The organism is Klebsiella sp. D-Nf1 (assembly GCF_002810515.1).
Classification (GTDB): domain Bacteria; phylum Pseudomonadota; class Gammaproteobacteria; order Enterobacterales; family Enterobacteriaceae; genus Klebsiella; species Klebsiella variicola.
Window position 1 is genome coordinate 88,847 of record NZ_PIOK01000006.1, and the last position, 12,516, is coordinate 101,362.

13 protein-coding genes are annotated in these 12,516 nt (G+C 57.7%); 3 read left to right on the top strand and 10 right to left on the bottom strand.

Annotation, left to right across the window (positions count from 1 at the left end; genetic code table 11):
• Positions 1-16 precede the first annotated feature (16 nt).
• From CWM54_RS21205 to pmbA, 5 genes are all read right to left on the bottom strand, one after another.
• Positions 17-316 (bottom strand): DUF4312 family protein, encoded by a 300-nt coding sequence (locus CWM54_RS21205; protein WP_015368575.1) that lies wholly within the window; start codon positions 314-316, stop codon positions 17-19.
• Between the two features lie 2 nt (positions 317-318).
• Entirely contained in the window at positions 319-681 is a 363-nt protein-coding gene (locus CWM54_RS21210; protein WP_015368576.1) for an SFCGS family glycine-rich protein, read from the bottom strand.
• 10 nt (positions 682-691) lie between these two features.
• The gene (locus tag CWM54_RS21215; protein WP_043519318.1) at positions 692-1,030 is read right to left on the bottom strand and encodes a PRD domain-containing protein; all 339 of its coding nucleotides are present in this window, start codon (positions 1,028-1,030) and stop codon (positions 692-694) included.
• A 289-nt stretch (positions 1,031-1,319) separates the two neighbouring features.
• Positions 1,320-1,706, bottom strand: a complete 387-nt coding sequence (gene cybC, locus CWM54_RS21220; protein ID WP_061155985.1) for a cytochrome b562 — start codon at positions 1,704-1,706, stop codon at positions 1,320-1,322.
• Positions 1,707-1,742: 36 nt separating this feature from the next.
• Positions 1,743-3,095: a metalloprotease PmbA gene (pmbA, locus tag CWM54_RS21225; protein ID WP_061155986.1), complete on the bottom strand. Its 1,353-nt coding sequence runs from the start codon at positions 3,093-3,095 to the stop codon at positions 1,743-1,745.
• A 96-nt stretch (positions 3,096-3,191) separates the two neighbouring features.
• Here pmbA and yjgA point away from each other — a divergent pair, with 96 nt between their 5' ends.
• Both yjgA and CWM54_RS21235 read left to right on the top strand, forming a co-directional pair.
• Positions 3,192-3,743, top strand: a complete 552-nt coding sequence (gene yjgA / locus CWM54_RS21230; protein WP_074387255.1) for a ribosome biogenesis factor YjgA — start codon at positions 3,192-3,194, stop codon at positions 3,741-3,743.
• 764 nt (positions 3,744-4,507) lie between these two features.
• A complete protein-coding gene (locus CWM54_RS21235) occupies positions 4,508-5,716 on the top strand; it encodes an aldose 1-epimerase family protein (RefSeq protein ID WP_100631246.1) in 1,209 nt (402 codons plus the stop codon).
• 47 nt (positions 5,717-5,763) lie between these two features.
• On the opposite strand, the gene CWM54_RS21240 is transcribed toward CWM54_RS21235, so the two are convergent.
• Together CWM54_RS21240 and mpl are read right to left on the bottom strand one after the other, a co-directional pair.
• Positions 5,764-6,291: a GNAT family N-acetyltransferase gene (locus CWM54_RS21240; protein WP_100698402.1), complete on the bottom strand. Its 528-nt coding sequence runs from the start codon at positions 6,289-6,291 to the stop codon at positions 5,764-5,766.
• 68 nt (positions 6,292-6,359) lie between these two features.
• Positions 6,360-7,733: a UDP-N-acetylmuramate:L-alanyl-gamma-D-glutamyl-meso-diaminopimelate ligase gene (mpl, locus tag CWM54_RS21245; protein ID WP_061155989.1), complete on the bottom strand. Its 1,374-nt coding sequence runs from the start codon at positions 7,731-7,733 to the stop codon at positions 6,360-6,362.
• 175 nt (positions 7,734-7,908) lie between these two features.
• On the opposite strand from mpl, the gene fbp reads away from it, so the two are divergent.
• Positions 7,909-8,907 carry a class 1 fructose-bisphosphatase gene (gene fbp, locus CWM54_RS21250; protein WP_008807144.1) on the top strand — a complete coding sequence of 333 codons (999 nt, stop codon included), beginning with the start codon at positions 7,909-7,911 and terminating at the stop codon, positions 8,905-8,907.
• A 42-nt stretch (positions 8,908-8,949) separates the two neighbouring features.
• Here the strand turns inward: fbp and yjfF are convergent, their stop codons facing one another.
• Genes yjfF through ytfR form a run of 3 tightly spaced genes read right to left on the bottom strand, consistent with a single transcriptional unit; the run spans position 8,950 to position 12,473 of the window.
• Positions 8,950-9,948 (bottom strand): galactofuranose ABC transporter, permease protein YjfF, encoded by a 999-nt coding sequence (gene yjfF, locus CWM54_RS21255; RefSeq protein WP_002886825.1) that lies wholly within the window; start codon positions 9,946-9,948, stop codon positions 8,950-8,952.
• Positions 9,935-10,960 (bottom strand): galactofuranose ABC transporter, ATP-binding protein YtfT, encoded by a 1,026-nt coding sequence (ytfT, locus tag CWM54_RS21260; RefSeq protein ID WP_023323521.1) that lies wholly within the window; start codon positions 10,958-10,960, stop codon positions 9,935-9,937. Before ytfT ends, yjfF begins: the two co-directional genes overlap by 14 nt.
• Positions 10,961-10,970: 10 nt before the next feature.
• Positions 10,971-12,473: a galactofuranose ABC transporter, ATP-binding protein YtfR gene (gene ytfR, locus CWM54_RS21265; protein ID WP_100698404.1), complete on the bottom strand. Its 1,503-nt coding sequence runs from the start codon at positions 12,471-12,473 to the stop codon at positions 10,971-10,973.
• Positions 12,474-12,516: the final 43 nt, after the last annotated feature.

The window sequence follows — 12,516 nt, forward strand, 5'->3', positions numbered from 1 at the left end:
GACCCTTTGGTAACAATCAGGTTTGCGTGACGAAATCCACTTTATCGAGATCGATGGCGGTCACGTTGACGGTGACGTCCAGCTCCACGCTGTAGGTCCGTCGTTCACGGCGCAAAAAGATGAACAGAAACGCCTCTTTTCGTACCGCTTCGCGCGCATGAACAACCGTCACGTCCTGTGGCTCAATACGCAGTAGGATGCGCGATGATGACTTCATCACCGCAGCCTGCACATGGTTCAGGGCATCGGCGAAGGCCCGTGATTTGCTTTCGCCTTTGCCTGCAACCCTCACCGTGGTGGTGAATTGCTCTTTCATACTTATGCGCCGTATTTCTTTTTCCAGGCTTCAACCAGACGCTCGCCCAGCTCTTCTTTATCCATGAAGCCGAAGCCCAGCACGTTGCAGCCTTCGTTGATGGCGGTGACGCCCTCTTCAATAGAACGCATGCCGTATTTTGCTTTGTAGCCGTACTTGGTCTGCGCGGTGATAGCGCCTGCGCCGCCGCTGCCGCAGAAGGAGATGCCGAAAGAGGCGTTTTCCGCTTTCATCATGTCGCCAAGTTTCATATCGGCAGCAACGCCAGGGACGACCACTGCACGTGCGCCGGCTTTTTCTGCGCCTGCCGCGACTTTTTGTCCTTTACCCAGACGGTCGCCAATAACTACGGTGATTTGTTCCATGTTTTGCTCCTTACAGGTTTTCTTTTGCGACTTCGAAGTGGACGGACAACAACCAGGCCTCTTCATCAGGCAGGTTGCCGAACTGTGCGACCACTTCGCGGGCCAGCATCATTGAATCTGGTGAAATCTCTTCGAACAGGCTGGCATCCACTTCCGGCAGCGGTTCACCGCTGATTGACCGGTGGGCCATGGCCCGCACGTGGGAAGTCAGCATTTGCTCCTGAACGTCGTTAGGGACGATGCCGTGACGGCTTAACAGGGCAAAAACCTGCTGCAGCATCTTGTCAGCCAGGCGTTCGGTCTGCGCTGCCTGCTCCCCTACGTCGTGTATTACCGCTCCGTTATTCACTTCTGATACCCCGCTGATGTCTCTGGGAATCAAAGTAGCGCCGGGGGGAAGGAGTTTGTAGCGAGTTGTTTTCCACTTCGAAGTGGAAAGGGAGACGGCAGGCGTGATCGACCACACATATTCATCGGAAAAATATCAAAACAGGCGCTATGGCGTGAGACGTATCACAACAATGAGCGTGACTGAGCCGCCCGCGGCAGCGGAAAGGCCGGAAAAAGAGAGAGGAAAAGTGTGATATCGGTAGGATTACAGGCGGGAGGCATCGGCTGATACCTCCCGAAAACGACGATTAGCGATACTTCTGATGGTAGGTGTTGCGGGTGGTTTTAAACTCTTCCGCAGCGGCCTGCGCCTCTTTCACCTTGCCTTCGTTCGCCAGCTTCAGCGCACCGTCGATCTGGCCGATCAGAATATCCAGACCATGACGGTAATCTTTCATCTCAGCGCTGTCGGCCGCTTTGCCTTCCAGCTTCGGCGGCGTTTGTTTCTGGGCATCGACTGCCGCCGTACGCATTTTATTCAGCGCCGCTTTCAGCTCGCCGGCGTCGGTGGTTTTCTGTACCACTTGCAGGTTTTCTGCCAGAGTGTCCATGTCTTCGCCCAGGTCGGCGAAGGCCGATGCTGAACCGAGCGCAAAAGCAGAGACAGCCAGCATCGCTAACAGTTTTTTACGCATTGCTCACTTCCTTTTTATTATTTAAGCAAACAGGTGTTATTGCCCGGCGATTTTCATCTCCGGCAGCAGCACAGAACCACACTGAATGTTGCTGCGCGTTTCAATATCATCGCCAATGGTCACGATATTACGCCACATTTCTTTCAGATTTCCTGCAATGGTGATCTCACTGACAGGATATTGAATTTCGCCGTTTTCTACCCAGAAGCCAGATGCGCCGCGTGAGTAGTCGCCAGTGACGCCACTGACACCCTGCCCCATCAGTTCGGTAACCACAAGACCGGTGCCCATCTCTTTAAGCATCTTTGCAAAACTCAGGCCGCGGCCGTTAATGCGCCAGTTGTGGATGCCCCCGGCGTGGCCGGTGCTTTTCATCCCCAGCTTACGCGCCGAGTAGTTGGTCAGCAGCCACTGGGTCAGCACCCCGTCTTTGATGATGTCACGACGCTCGGTGCGCACGCCTTCGCTGTCGAACGGCGTGGAGGCCAGCCCTTTCAGCAGGTGCGGATGTTCTTCGATGGTCAGCCACTCAGGCAAAATTTGTGTGCCCAGCGAATCGAGCAGGAAGGTGGATTTGCGGTATACCGAACCACCGGCAATCGCGCCCACCAGGTGACCAAACAGCCCGGTCGCCACTTCGTTGGCGAAAATCACTGGCGCCTTCATGGTCGACAGCTTACGCGGCGCCAGACGCGACAGGGTGCGGCGGGCGCACTCTTCCCCAACCCATTCCGGTGACTGCAGATCCTCTATCGCCCGGCCAATGGTGTAGGCGTAGTCGCGTTCCATATCGCCGTCATCTTCCGCGATGACGCAGCTGGAGAGCGAATGGCGAGTCGAGCAGTAACTTTGCAGCATGCCGTGACTGTTACCGAACACTTTGATGCCGTAGTGGCTGTTAAAGCTGCCGCCTTCGGTGTTAGTGATGCGCTTATCTGCCTTCAGGGCCACTTGCTCCGCGCGAGCGGCCAGTTCGATGGCTTCGTCCGGGGAGACTTCCGCCGGGTGGAACAGGTCCAGATCCGGGGCGTCAAAGGCCAGCAGCTCTTTATCGGCCACACCGGCAAACGGATCCGGGGAGGTGTAGCGCGCAATATCCAGCGCCGCCTGTACGGTGCGGGCGATGGCGTCCGGACTCAGATCGGTCGAGGAGGCGCTGCCTTTACGGTTTTGATGATAGACGGTGATGCCAAGCGCGCCGTCGCTATTGAATTCTACGTTCTCCACTTCGCCATAGCGGGTGCTGACGCCGATGCCCGTCGTTTTGCTGACGGAGACTTCCGCACCGTCAGATTTACCTGCCGCCAGTTCCAGTGCCGTGGTAACGGCTTCTTCCAGCGTCTTACGCTGCTGTGCAACTTGAGAGATGACTTTCATTGCTAATGCCATAATGTAAGAAGGAGTTAACTGAAGTCTAACAGAGAACCGTTTTTCAGTGCGCGCCTTAACTGGTAACATTAGCCTCTTTTTTTAAGGAGCCTGAAGATGACAAAGCAGCCCGATGACTGGCTCGACGACGTGCCCGGTGATGACGTTGAAGATGAAGATGATGAAATCATCTGGGTCAGTAAGAGTGAAATTAAGCGCGACGCGGAAGAACTGAAGCGTCTTGGCGCGGAACTCGTTGACCTGGGGAAAAATGCGCTGGATAAAATTCCGCTGGATACTGACCTGCGTGACGCCATCGAACTCGCCCAGCGTATCAAAAAAGAGGGTCGCCGCCGCCAGCTGCAGCTTATCGGTAAGATGCTGCGCAACCGCGATGTCGATCCGATTCGTCAGGCGCTGGACAAGCTGAAAAACCGCCACAACCAGCAGGTTGCGCTGTTCCACAAGCTGGAGCAGATCCGCGATCGACTGATTGACGATGGGGATGACGCTGTCGCTGAAGTGCTGAACCTGTGGCCAGATGCTGACCGTCAGCAGTTGCGTTCGCTGATCCGCAATGCGAAGAAAGAGAAAGAGGGCAACAAGCCGCCGAAATCGGCGCGCCTGATCTTCCAGTATCTGCGCGAACTGGCTGAAAACGAAGGCTAAGTCCCGCTGTTTTTGCCCGCAATAGTCTCCCGGATGGCGGCGCGCTGCGCCTTATCCGGGCTACAGTTCCCTATATATCAAACGGTTACTCTGTTTCGTAGGCCCGCGCAAGCGCAGCGCCGCCGGGCAACCTGTACCTGACTCCGTTCCCGACGTTGTGCCGGATGGCGGCTAACGCCTTATCCGGCCTACGGAACCCTATATATCAAACGGTTACTCAACACCGTAGGCCCGCGCAAGCGCAGCGCCGCCGGACAACCTGTACCAGACTCCGTTCCCGTCGTTGTGCCGGATGGCGGCTAACGCCTTATCCGGCCTACGGAACCCTGTATATCAACCGGTTACTCTGTTTCGTAGGCCCGCGCAAGCGCAGCGCCGCCGGGCGGCCTGTACCAGACTCCGTTCCCGTCGTTGTGCCGGATGGCGGCTAACGCCTCATCCGGCCTACCTTCTCCAGTGTCAGCGCAAGCGCTGCGCCAGCAGGGATGTACCCTCCGTATCGCCTGGGGCCCCTCATCCGCACGACGATACGGTTGTTTTTTGCCTTGCTGCCAAGATGAATCGTTAAAGCTAAAAACAATGTAGATCACATATTGTGGTGATAAATTCGCATTACTTAGCAAAATAATACGACTCTCATCGCATTTAACATCATCAAAACGGCCACTTTCTCACCAGGTGAGGCGCTTCACATTTTAATCACCCCCATGCCGGTAGATTTCACACGTCAATGACACAATCGATTCAGCAAAAAGGGAATAAAAATGAAAAAGACATTGGTTCTGACGACTATCGCCCTGCTGGTTTCTGGCTCAGCCACGGCAAAAACATGGGTGCTGACGAACGCTGAAGAGGGTATGGATAAAGGAAACTGGCAGATCAGCAGCGATCAGCTGAAGGTAAAAGACCATGCGTTCAGCATTGAGCAAAAAGTCCTGCACGGCGGTAAGCAGGAAGGCAGCAAAATCCTCACCATTCACAGTAAAGACGGCCTGACCATCACCCTGAGCCCGACACGCGGCATGAACTTACTGCGTATTGAGGGTTTCGGCAGCCGGATGGGCTGGGATTCGCCGGTTAAAGAGGTCGTCAACCCGGCGTTTATCAACCTGGAAAGTCGCAATGGCCTCGGCTGGCTGGAAGGATTCAACGAGATGATGGTCCGCTGCGGCTATGAATGGACCGGCCATCCGGTGACCGCGGACGGGCAGATTTATACCCTGCACGGCAAGGCGGGCAACACCCCGGCGTCGCGGGTAGAAGTCGAGGTGGCTGACAGCGCGCCGTATGAAATCCGCATCCGCGGGCTGGTGAAAGAGAGCACCTTCAAAAAAGCCGATCTGCAGACCCTGACCGAACTGCGCTACGTGCCGGGCAGCAACAGCTTCAGCCTGCATGATGTCTTAACCAACCATGCCGACTATCCGCATGATTATCAGATTATCTACCACAGCAACTTCGGCACCCCGATTCTGGAAGAAGGCGCGCGCTTCCTCGCCCCGATGTCCAGCATCAGCCCGTTCAATGATTACGCGAAGAGCGGGTTAAAAACCTGGCAGACCTATCAGGGACCGACCAAAGATTTTGACGAGATGGTATTTAATATTCAGCCGCTGGCCGATGAAAATCACCAGACCCTGGCCGCGGTGGTCAACAAAGCGGGCGATAAAGGGGCATCCATTCAGTTTGATACCCGTCAGCTGCCGGTCCTGACGCTATGGAAAAACACCGACACCATCAAACAGGGCTACGTCACCGGTATCGAACCGGGCACCAGCTACGCCTATCCGGTCACCATTGAACGCGAACAAAAACGCGTGAAGCAGCTGCAGCCGGGCGCCAGCGCGCAGTTTGATCTGACCTACACTCTGCTGCACGACAGCGCCCAGGTGGCCGCCGTTGAGCAGAAAATCGCGCAGATTCAGGGCGACAATAAAGTCGCGGAGAACGAGACGCCGATCGCCAAAGAGTAAGGTTGTAACCAGTGAATTCCCGGAGCGGGGCGACGCCCCGTTCCGGGCTACTCCCGCCCCATCACCTCGCGCCCGAGATCCCGGGCAAACTGCTGGTACTGTCGCTCATCGATCGGCTGCGGGTAGCTCAGCACCAACAGCTCATGATCCGCGATGCCCTGATGATAGCTCGGGTGATGATGCGCCCACGCATTGGCATGAAATTCCATCGACTGATAAAAACGCAGCCGTTTGTGAGCGATCGCCGTCGTCAGCGGATCGATTTCCAGAATGGTCAGCGGCGCGCGCGTCAGGATCTGCGCCAGCAGCTGTTTACCATAGCCGCGGGAGCGCAGCGTATCGTCGATCGCCAGATGTTCGATATAACCGTAGCCGGCAAACTGCCAGCAGCCACTGAGGCCGATAAATACGCCGTCATCGAACCACGCTTCCAGCGCGTAGTGCGGGTTGCTCAGCGCCTGAAGTTTGGCCTCGCTTTCGCGCTGCTCGTGCCACGGAAAGGCGCGCGCGTAGAGCGCGTCCAGCGTGGCGAAATGGGGCGAGTCGGTAGAACGTAATCTTTCGCAGATCAGCATGGCACAATCCCTGGTGGCGAAAACAAAACTGCCCTCACGCGGAGGGCAGTGATCGGAGGCGTTCGCCCTTACTCTGCCGCGGCCGCTTTTTGCGCCAGCTTATCCAGCAGCTTTTGATGAATGCCGCCGAAGCCGCCGTTGCTCATCACCAGGATATGGTCGCCCGGGTGGGCGGTTTTGACCACCATGTCTGCCAGGGTATCGACGTCGGCGCTCCAGTGGGCCGGCTGGACGCAGGCTTCCGCCACTTCAGCCACCTGCCACGGAATATGCTGCGGCTGCAGGAGAAACACTTCATCAGCGCGACCAAGCGACGGCGCCAGATCGTCCTTGCAAACGCCCATTTTCATGGTGTTAGAGCGCGGCTCCAGCACGGCGAGAATACGCGCGGTGCCACCCACTTTGCCGCGCAGCGCCTGCAGCGTGGCGAGGATCGCCGTCGGATGATGGGCGAAATCGTCATACACGGTGACGCCGTTGGCTTCACCGCGCAGCTCCAGGCGACGGCGGGCGTTGATAAAGCTGCCCAGCGCGTTCGCGGCATCCGCCGGCAGTACCCCGACGTGACGCGCCGCGGCAATCGCCATCAGGCCGTTATGCATATTATGCTCGCCGACCAGCGCCCACTTCACCTCGCCGACTTTTTCGCCGTCGAGCAGCACTTCCCACTGCGAGGCGTCGGCGTTCAGTTTCTTCGCCTGCCAGTGACCCTGCTCGCCCACCAGCTCCTGCTCGCTCCAGCAGCCCATCGCCATCACCTGCTTCAGGTTGATGTCGTTCTCCGGCAGGATGATTTTGCCTTTGCCCGGCACGATGCGCACCAGATGGTGGAACTGTTTCTGAATCGCCTTCAGGTCGTCAAAGATGTCCGCGTGATCGAACTCAAGGTTGTTGAGGATCAGCGTCCGCGGGCAGTAGTGAACAAACTTGGAGCGCTTGTCGAAGAAGGCACAGTCGTATTCATCCGCTTCAATGACGAAGAACGGGCTGTCGCCCAGACGCGCAGAGACCTCGAAATTACCCGGTACGCCACCGATCACGAAGCCCGGTTTATAGCCGCAGGCTTCGAGGATCCAGGTCGCCATCCCGGCAGTGGTGGTTTTGCCGTGTGTCCCGGCGACGGCCAGCACCCAGCGATCGCGCAGCACGAAGTCGTGCAGCCACTGCGGGCCGGACATATACGGAATATTGTTTTCCAGTACCGCTTCAACGCACGGGTTGCCGCGAGTCATGGCATTACCGATGATCACCAGATCTGGCCGGGGATCCAGCTGGCTGGGGTCATAACCCTGAATTAAATCAATCCCCTGGTTTTCCAGCAGGGTGCTCATCGGCGGATAGACGTTAGCATCCGACCCTGTTACCTCATGACCGAGGGAGCGCGCCAGCATGGCCAGGCCCCCCATAAACGTGCCACAGATTCCTAAAATATGAATGCGCATTCGTCATTTCCTTCTCTTATCCGGGGCACATTTTACCCATATCCCGGGCCCTGGCGAAATGCATTTCAGGCGAATCTGTATTTTGCTGGCGCGATTCACCAGTGCGCACTTTTTTGATTCTTTGTTAAGATTGTTGCGTTCGTTTTACTCAACATAAAAATGCAGGGAACGAGTTATGAAAACGTTAGGTGAGTTTATTGTTGAAAAGCAGCACGAGTTCTCCCACGCCACCGGTGAGCTGACTGCTTTGTTGTCAGCAATAAAGTTGGGCGCCAAGATCATCCACCGCGATATCAACAAGGCCGGTCTGGTCGATATCCTGGGTGCCAGCGGTGCTGAAAACGTTCAGGGCGAGGTTCAGCAAAAACTCGATCTGTTCGCTAATGAAAAATTAAAAGCCGCACTGCGAGCACGCGATATTGTTGCCGGGATCGCCTCTGAAGAAGAAGATGAAATTGTTGTCTTCGAAGGGTGTGAACACGCCAAATACGTGGTGCTGATGGACCCTCTGGATGGCTCCTCTAACATCGACGTTAACGTCTCTGTCGGAACGATCTTCTCTATCTACCGCCGCGTCACGCCTGTCGGCACGCCGGTGACAGAAGAAGACTTCCTGCAGCCGGGTAACAGGCAGGTGGCCGCGGGCTATGTGGTCTACGGCTCTTCGACGATGCTGGTATATACCACCGGCTGCGGCGTCCACGCCTTCACCTACGACCCGTCCCTCGGCGTCTTCTGTCTGTGTCAGGAACGCATGCGCTTCCCGGAGAAGGGCAATACCTACTCCATCAACGAAGGCAACTACATCAAATTCCCGCAGGGCGTGAAGAAGTACATTAAGTACTGCCAGGAAGAGGACAAAGAGACTCAGCGTCCTTATACCTCACGCTATATCGGCTCGCTGGTGGCGGACTTCCACCGTAACCTGCTGAAGGGCGGCATCTACCTGTATCCGAGCACCGCCAGCCACCCGGACGGCAAGCTGCGCCTGCTGTATGAATGCAACCCGATGGCCTTCCTCGCCGAACAGGCGGGCGGTAAGGCCAGCGACGGTAAAGAGCGTATTCTGGATATTATCCCGGAAAGCCTGCACCAGCGCCGCTCCTTCTTTGTCGGTAACAACCACATGGTTGAAGACGTCGAGAACTTCATTAAAGCGTTCCCGGACGCCTGATCCCTGCCCTCCCTTCCCGCCTTGCGGGAAGGGAGTTCCCTGTTAGCGACTCCCCGCTCCGCTCACCCGCGTCACCGCCGCATTCTGCCGATTTTCCCACAGCACGGTCAGCCCACGCTGCAGTGCGATAAAGATAAACAGCAAAATACCGATAGCGATTTTCGTCCACCATGAGCTGAGGGTGCCGTCGAAGTTGATGTAGGTCTGAATTAACCCTTGAATCGCCACCCCGAACAGCGTTCCCAGCACGGTGCCAACACCGCCGCTGAGCAGTGTGCCGCCGATCACCACCGAGGCAATTGCGTCCAGCTCCACGCCGACGCCCGCCAACGCATAGCCTGCCTGGGTATAAATGGAAAAGACGATCCCGGCCAGCGTCGCCAGCCCGGTGGAAAGCATATAGATACGGATCGTGGCGCTGCGAGTCGAAATCCCCATTAAATTCGCTGACGTTGCGTTGCCGCCGATGGCATACACCTGGTTACCAAAGCGGGTGCGATGGGCCACAAAAATACCGGCCACCACCACCAGCAGCATCAATAGCCCCATGGCGCTGAGACGACCGCCGCCGGGGATGGTCCATGCCAGCCCGGACAAGGTGTCGTAGACCGGATGGTTAATCGGAATCGACTCCTCCGACACCAGATAGCTGACGCCGCGCAGGAAAAACATGCCGGCGAGCGTGATGATAAAAGCCGGGATCTTTAGCGCGTCGATAAGCAACCCCATAAACGCACCGAAGGCACAGCCCATCACCAGCACCAGTGGAAACGCCACCAGCGGTGATATTCCCCAAAAGCCAATCGCTTTGGCGAGGAAGACGCCGGTAAAGGCGATCACCGACCCCACCGACAGATCGATCCCGCCGGAGAGGATCACAAAGGTCATGCCGACGGCGATGATCCCAAGGAAGGCATTATCCGTCAGGATATTGCAGATCACCCGCGTTGAGGCAAAGCCGGGGAATTGCGTCAGGCAGTAGAGGTAGCCCAGCACAAACACCGCCAGGGTGATCATCAACGGTAAATTACGTTTTATCATGGCCGCGTACCCCTTTCAGTAAACCGATAAAGCGCGGCGACTGGACAATCAGTACGCACAGCACCACCACCGCTTTCACCACCTGGTTGAGCTCCGGCGGGAAGCCAGAGAGCAAAATCCCGGTATTCATCCCCTGGATAATCAGCGCCCCCACCACCGACAGCAGCAGGTTGAAGCGCCCACCCATCAGGGAGGCGCCGCCGATGACCACCGCCAGAATGGCGTCCAGTTCGAGCCACAACCCGGCGTTATTAGCATCCGCACCGCGTATATCCGCCGCCACGATGATCCCGGCAATCGCTGCGCAAACGCCGCTCAGCACATAGGCCAGCATCACCACGATACGAGTATTCACGCCGGCATTTTTCGCCGCGCGAATGTTGATCCCCACCGCTTCGATAAACATGCCCAGCGCCGTTTTACGGGTAAACAGCCAGAACAGCAGCAGCGTGGCGGCGGCGATGATCACCGGCGTCGGGAACAGCAGAAACGATCCGCTGCCGAGCCATGCCAGGGCCGGGGAATCAAAGGTGACGATCTGCCCCGAGGTGATTAACTGCGCCACCCCGCGTCCGGCCACCATCAGGATCAGCGTCGCCACGAAAGGTTGGATCTTAAGGATCGCCACGAGGATACCGTTCCACAGACCGGCCAGCGCACCGGCCCCCAGTGAGGCCAGCACCACCACCGGCAGGCTGTGCCCGGCGACGGTCATCGAGGCGGCCGTCGCGCCGGCAATCGCCATTACCGCCCCCACCGACAGGTCGATACCGCCGGTGGCTATCACCAACGTCATGCCGATGGCCAGCAGCGCCACCGGGGCGGCGCGGTTAAGAATATCGATCGGGCTGCCAAACAGGCGGCCGTCCTGGAGCACCACCTGATAAAAATGGGGCGCGACCAGGCTGTCGACCAGCAGAACCAGCAGCAAGGCAATGATCTGTGGGGTGCCCTTCGGCCAGCTGAAGCGTCGCTTCTCAGGGCCGGTTTGCGAAAGAGATCGAGGCATCATGAGTTACTCCTTATGCCGCAATAGCGTTCATGATCGCCGGTACAGAGAGCTCGGCGAGCGGGATCTCCGCTACCTGTCGGCGATCGCGCATGATAATGACCCGATCGGCGTAACCCACCAGCTCCTCCAGTTCAGAGGAGATGACCAGCAGCGCCAGACCATCGGCGCAGAGGGTTTCAATCAGGCGAATAATTTCCGCATGGGCGCCGACGTCGATGCCGCGGGTCGGCTCATCGAGGATCAGGAACTGCGGTTTGGTCAGCAACCAGCGGGAGAGCAGCACCTTTTGCTGGTTGCCGCCGGAGAGAAACTCGATCGGCTGCTCCGCGCTCGGGGTACGGATCCCCAGCTGGCGAATAAAGCGCTCGGAGATCTCGTTCTGTTCGCGCCGGGGGATCGGCCGCAGCCAGCCGCGCTGCGCCTGCAGGGCGAGGACGATATTTTCCCGCACCGAAGCGGCAGCGATAATGCCGTCGGTTTTGCGATCTTCAGGACAGAAGCCGATCCCGAGGCAGGAAGCCTGATGCGGAGAGCGCAGGGTCTGCGGTTTGCCTTTGATCCACGCCTTCCCGCTGTCCGCCGTTTTAATGCCGAAGATCACCTCGGCGGTTTCCGTGCGTCCGGAACCCAGCAGGCCGGCGAGACCCACAATTTCGCCCGGACGGACCTGCAGGTCGAACGGCGCGATAGTGCCTTTTTTACCGTAGCCTTCAAACGCCGCCACCGGCTTATCGCTCAGCAGGGTACGACCCGCCCGCTGCAGGGCATTGTGGTCCAGTTCGCGACCCAGCATCATTTTCACCAGCTCAATCTGCGGCAGTTCGCGGGTCTCGCGGCAGCCGACGAAACTGCCGTTACGCAGCACGGTGATCCGGTCGCTGACCGCATAGACCTGGTCGAGAAAATGGGTGACGAAGATCAGGCTGACGCCGTTATCCCTGAGCTGGCGCATCAGGGTGAACAGCATCTCCACCTCCTGGGTATCGAGGCTGGCGGTGGGCTCATCGAGGATCAGCACTTTGGCCGACAGGTCGATGGCCCGACAGATAGCGACGATCTGCTGCATCGCCACCGAAAAGCGGTTCAGCGGTTCGCGCACGTCGAGAGAAAAGCCGTAGGAGGCCATCAGCGCCGTCGCCCGTGCCTCCATCTCTTTGCGTCGCAGCAGGCCAAACCGCCGCGGCTCACGGCCGATGAACAGGTTATCCGCCACCGACATATTGGGTAGAAGGTTCACTTCCTGGTAGACGGTACCAATCCCCAGCTGCTGGGCATGGGCGGTATTTTTGGGCGAAATAGCCTGGCCTTCCAGCCAGATGGTGCCGCGATCGGCATGATAAACGCCGGTAAGCGCTTTGATCAGCGTCGATTTTCCGGCGCCGTTTTCGCCCAACAGGGCCATGATTTCGCCGCGCCGCAGGCTAAAGTTGACGTTATCCAGCGCCTTAACGCCGGGGAAGAATTTACTGAGTCCTTCGGTGCGAAGGATCTCCTGGTGTGCCTCGGCGCTCATAATCGATGTCACCTTCAAATGATGTCAGGTTACCCCGGGTCGC

Bases quoted from the DNA above. Each gene is read 5' to 3' on its own strand.
- CWM54_RS21205 (WP_015368575.1), bottom strand. From the start codon at position 316: ATGAAAGAGCAATTCACCACCACGGTGAGGGTTGCAGGCAAAGGCGAA.
- CWM54_RS21210 (WP_015368576.1), bottom strand. From the start codon at position 681: ATGGAACAAATCACCGTAGTTATTGGCGACCGTCTGGGTAAAGGACAA.
- cybC (WP_061155985.1), bottom strand. From the start codon at position 1,706: ATGCGTAAAAAACTGTTAGCGATGCTGGCTGTCTCTGCTTTTGCGCTC.
- pmbA (WP_061155986.1), bottom strand. From the start codon at position 3,095: ATGGCATTAGCAATGAAAGTCATCTCTCAAGTTGCACAGCAGCGTAAG.
- yjgA (WP_074387255.1), top strand. From the start codon at position 3,192: ATGACAAAGCAGCCCGATGACTGGCTCGACGACGTGCCCGGTGATGAC.
- CWM54_RS21235 (WP_100631246.1), top strand. From the start codon at position 4,508: ATGAAAAAGACATTGGTTCTGACGACTATCGCCCTGCTGGTTTCTGGC.
- CWM54_RS21240 (WP_100698402.1), bottom strand. From the start codon at position 6,291: ATGCTGATCTGCGAAAGATTACGTTCTACCGACTCGCCCCATTTCGCC.
- mpl (WP_061155989.1), bottom strand. From the start codon at position 7,733: ATGCGCATTCATATTTTAGGAATCTGTGGCACGTTTATGGGGGGCCTG.
- fbp (WP_008807144.1), top strand. From the start codon at position 7,909: ATGAAAACGTTAGGTGAGTTTATTGTTGAAAAGCAGCACGAGTTCTCC.
- yjfF (WP_002886825.1), bottom strand. From the start codon at position 9,948: ATGATAAAACGTAATTTACCGTTGATGATCACCCTGGCGGTGTTTGTG.
- ytfT (WP_023323521.1), bottom strand. From the start codon at position 10,960: ATGATGCCTCGATCTCTTTCGCAAACCGGCCCTGAGAAGCGACGCTTC.
- ytfR (WP_100698404.1), bottom strand. From the start codon at position 12,473: ATGAGCGCCGAGGCACACCAGGAGATCCTTCGCACCGAAGGACTCAGT.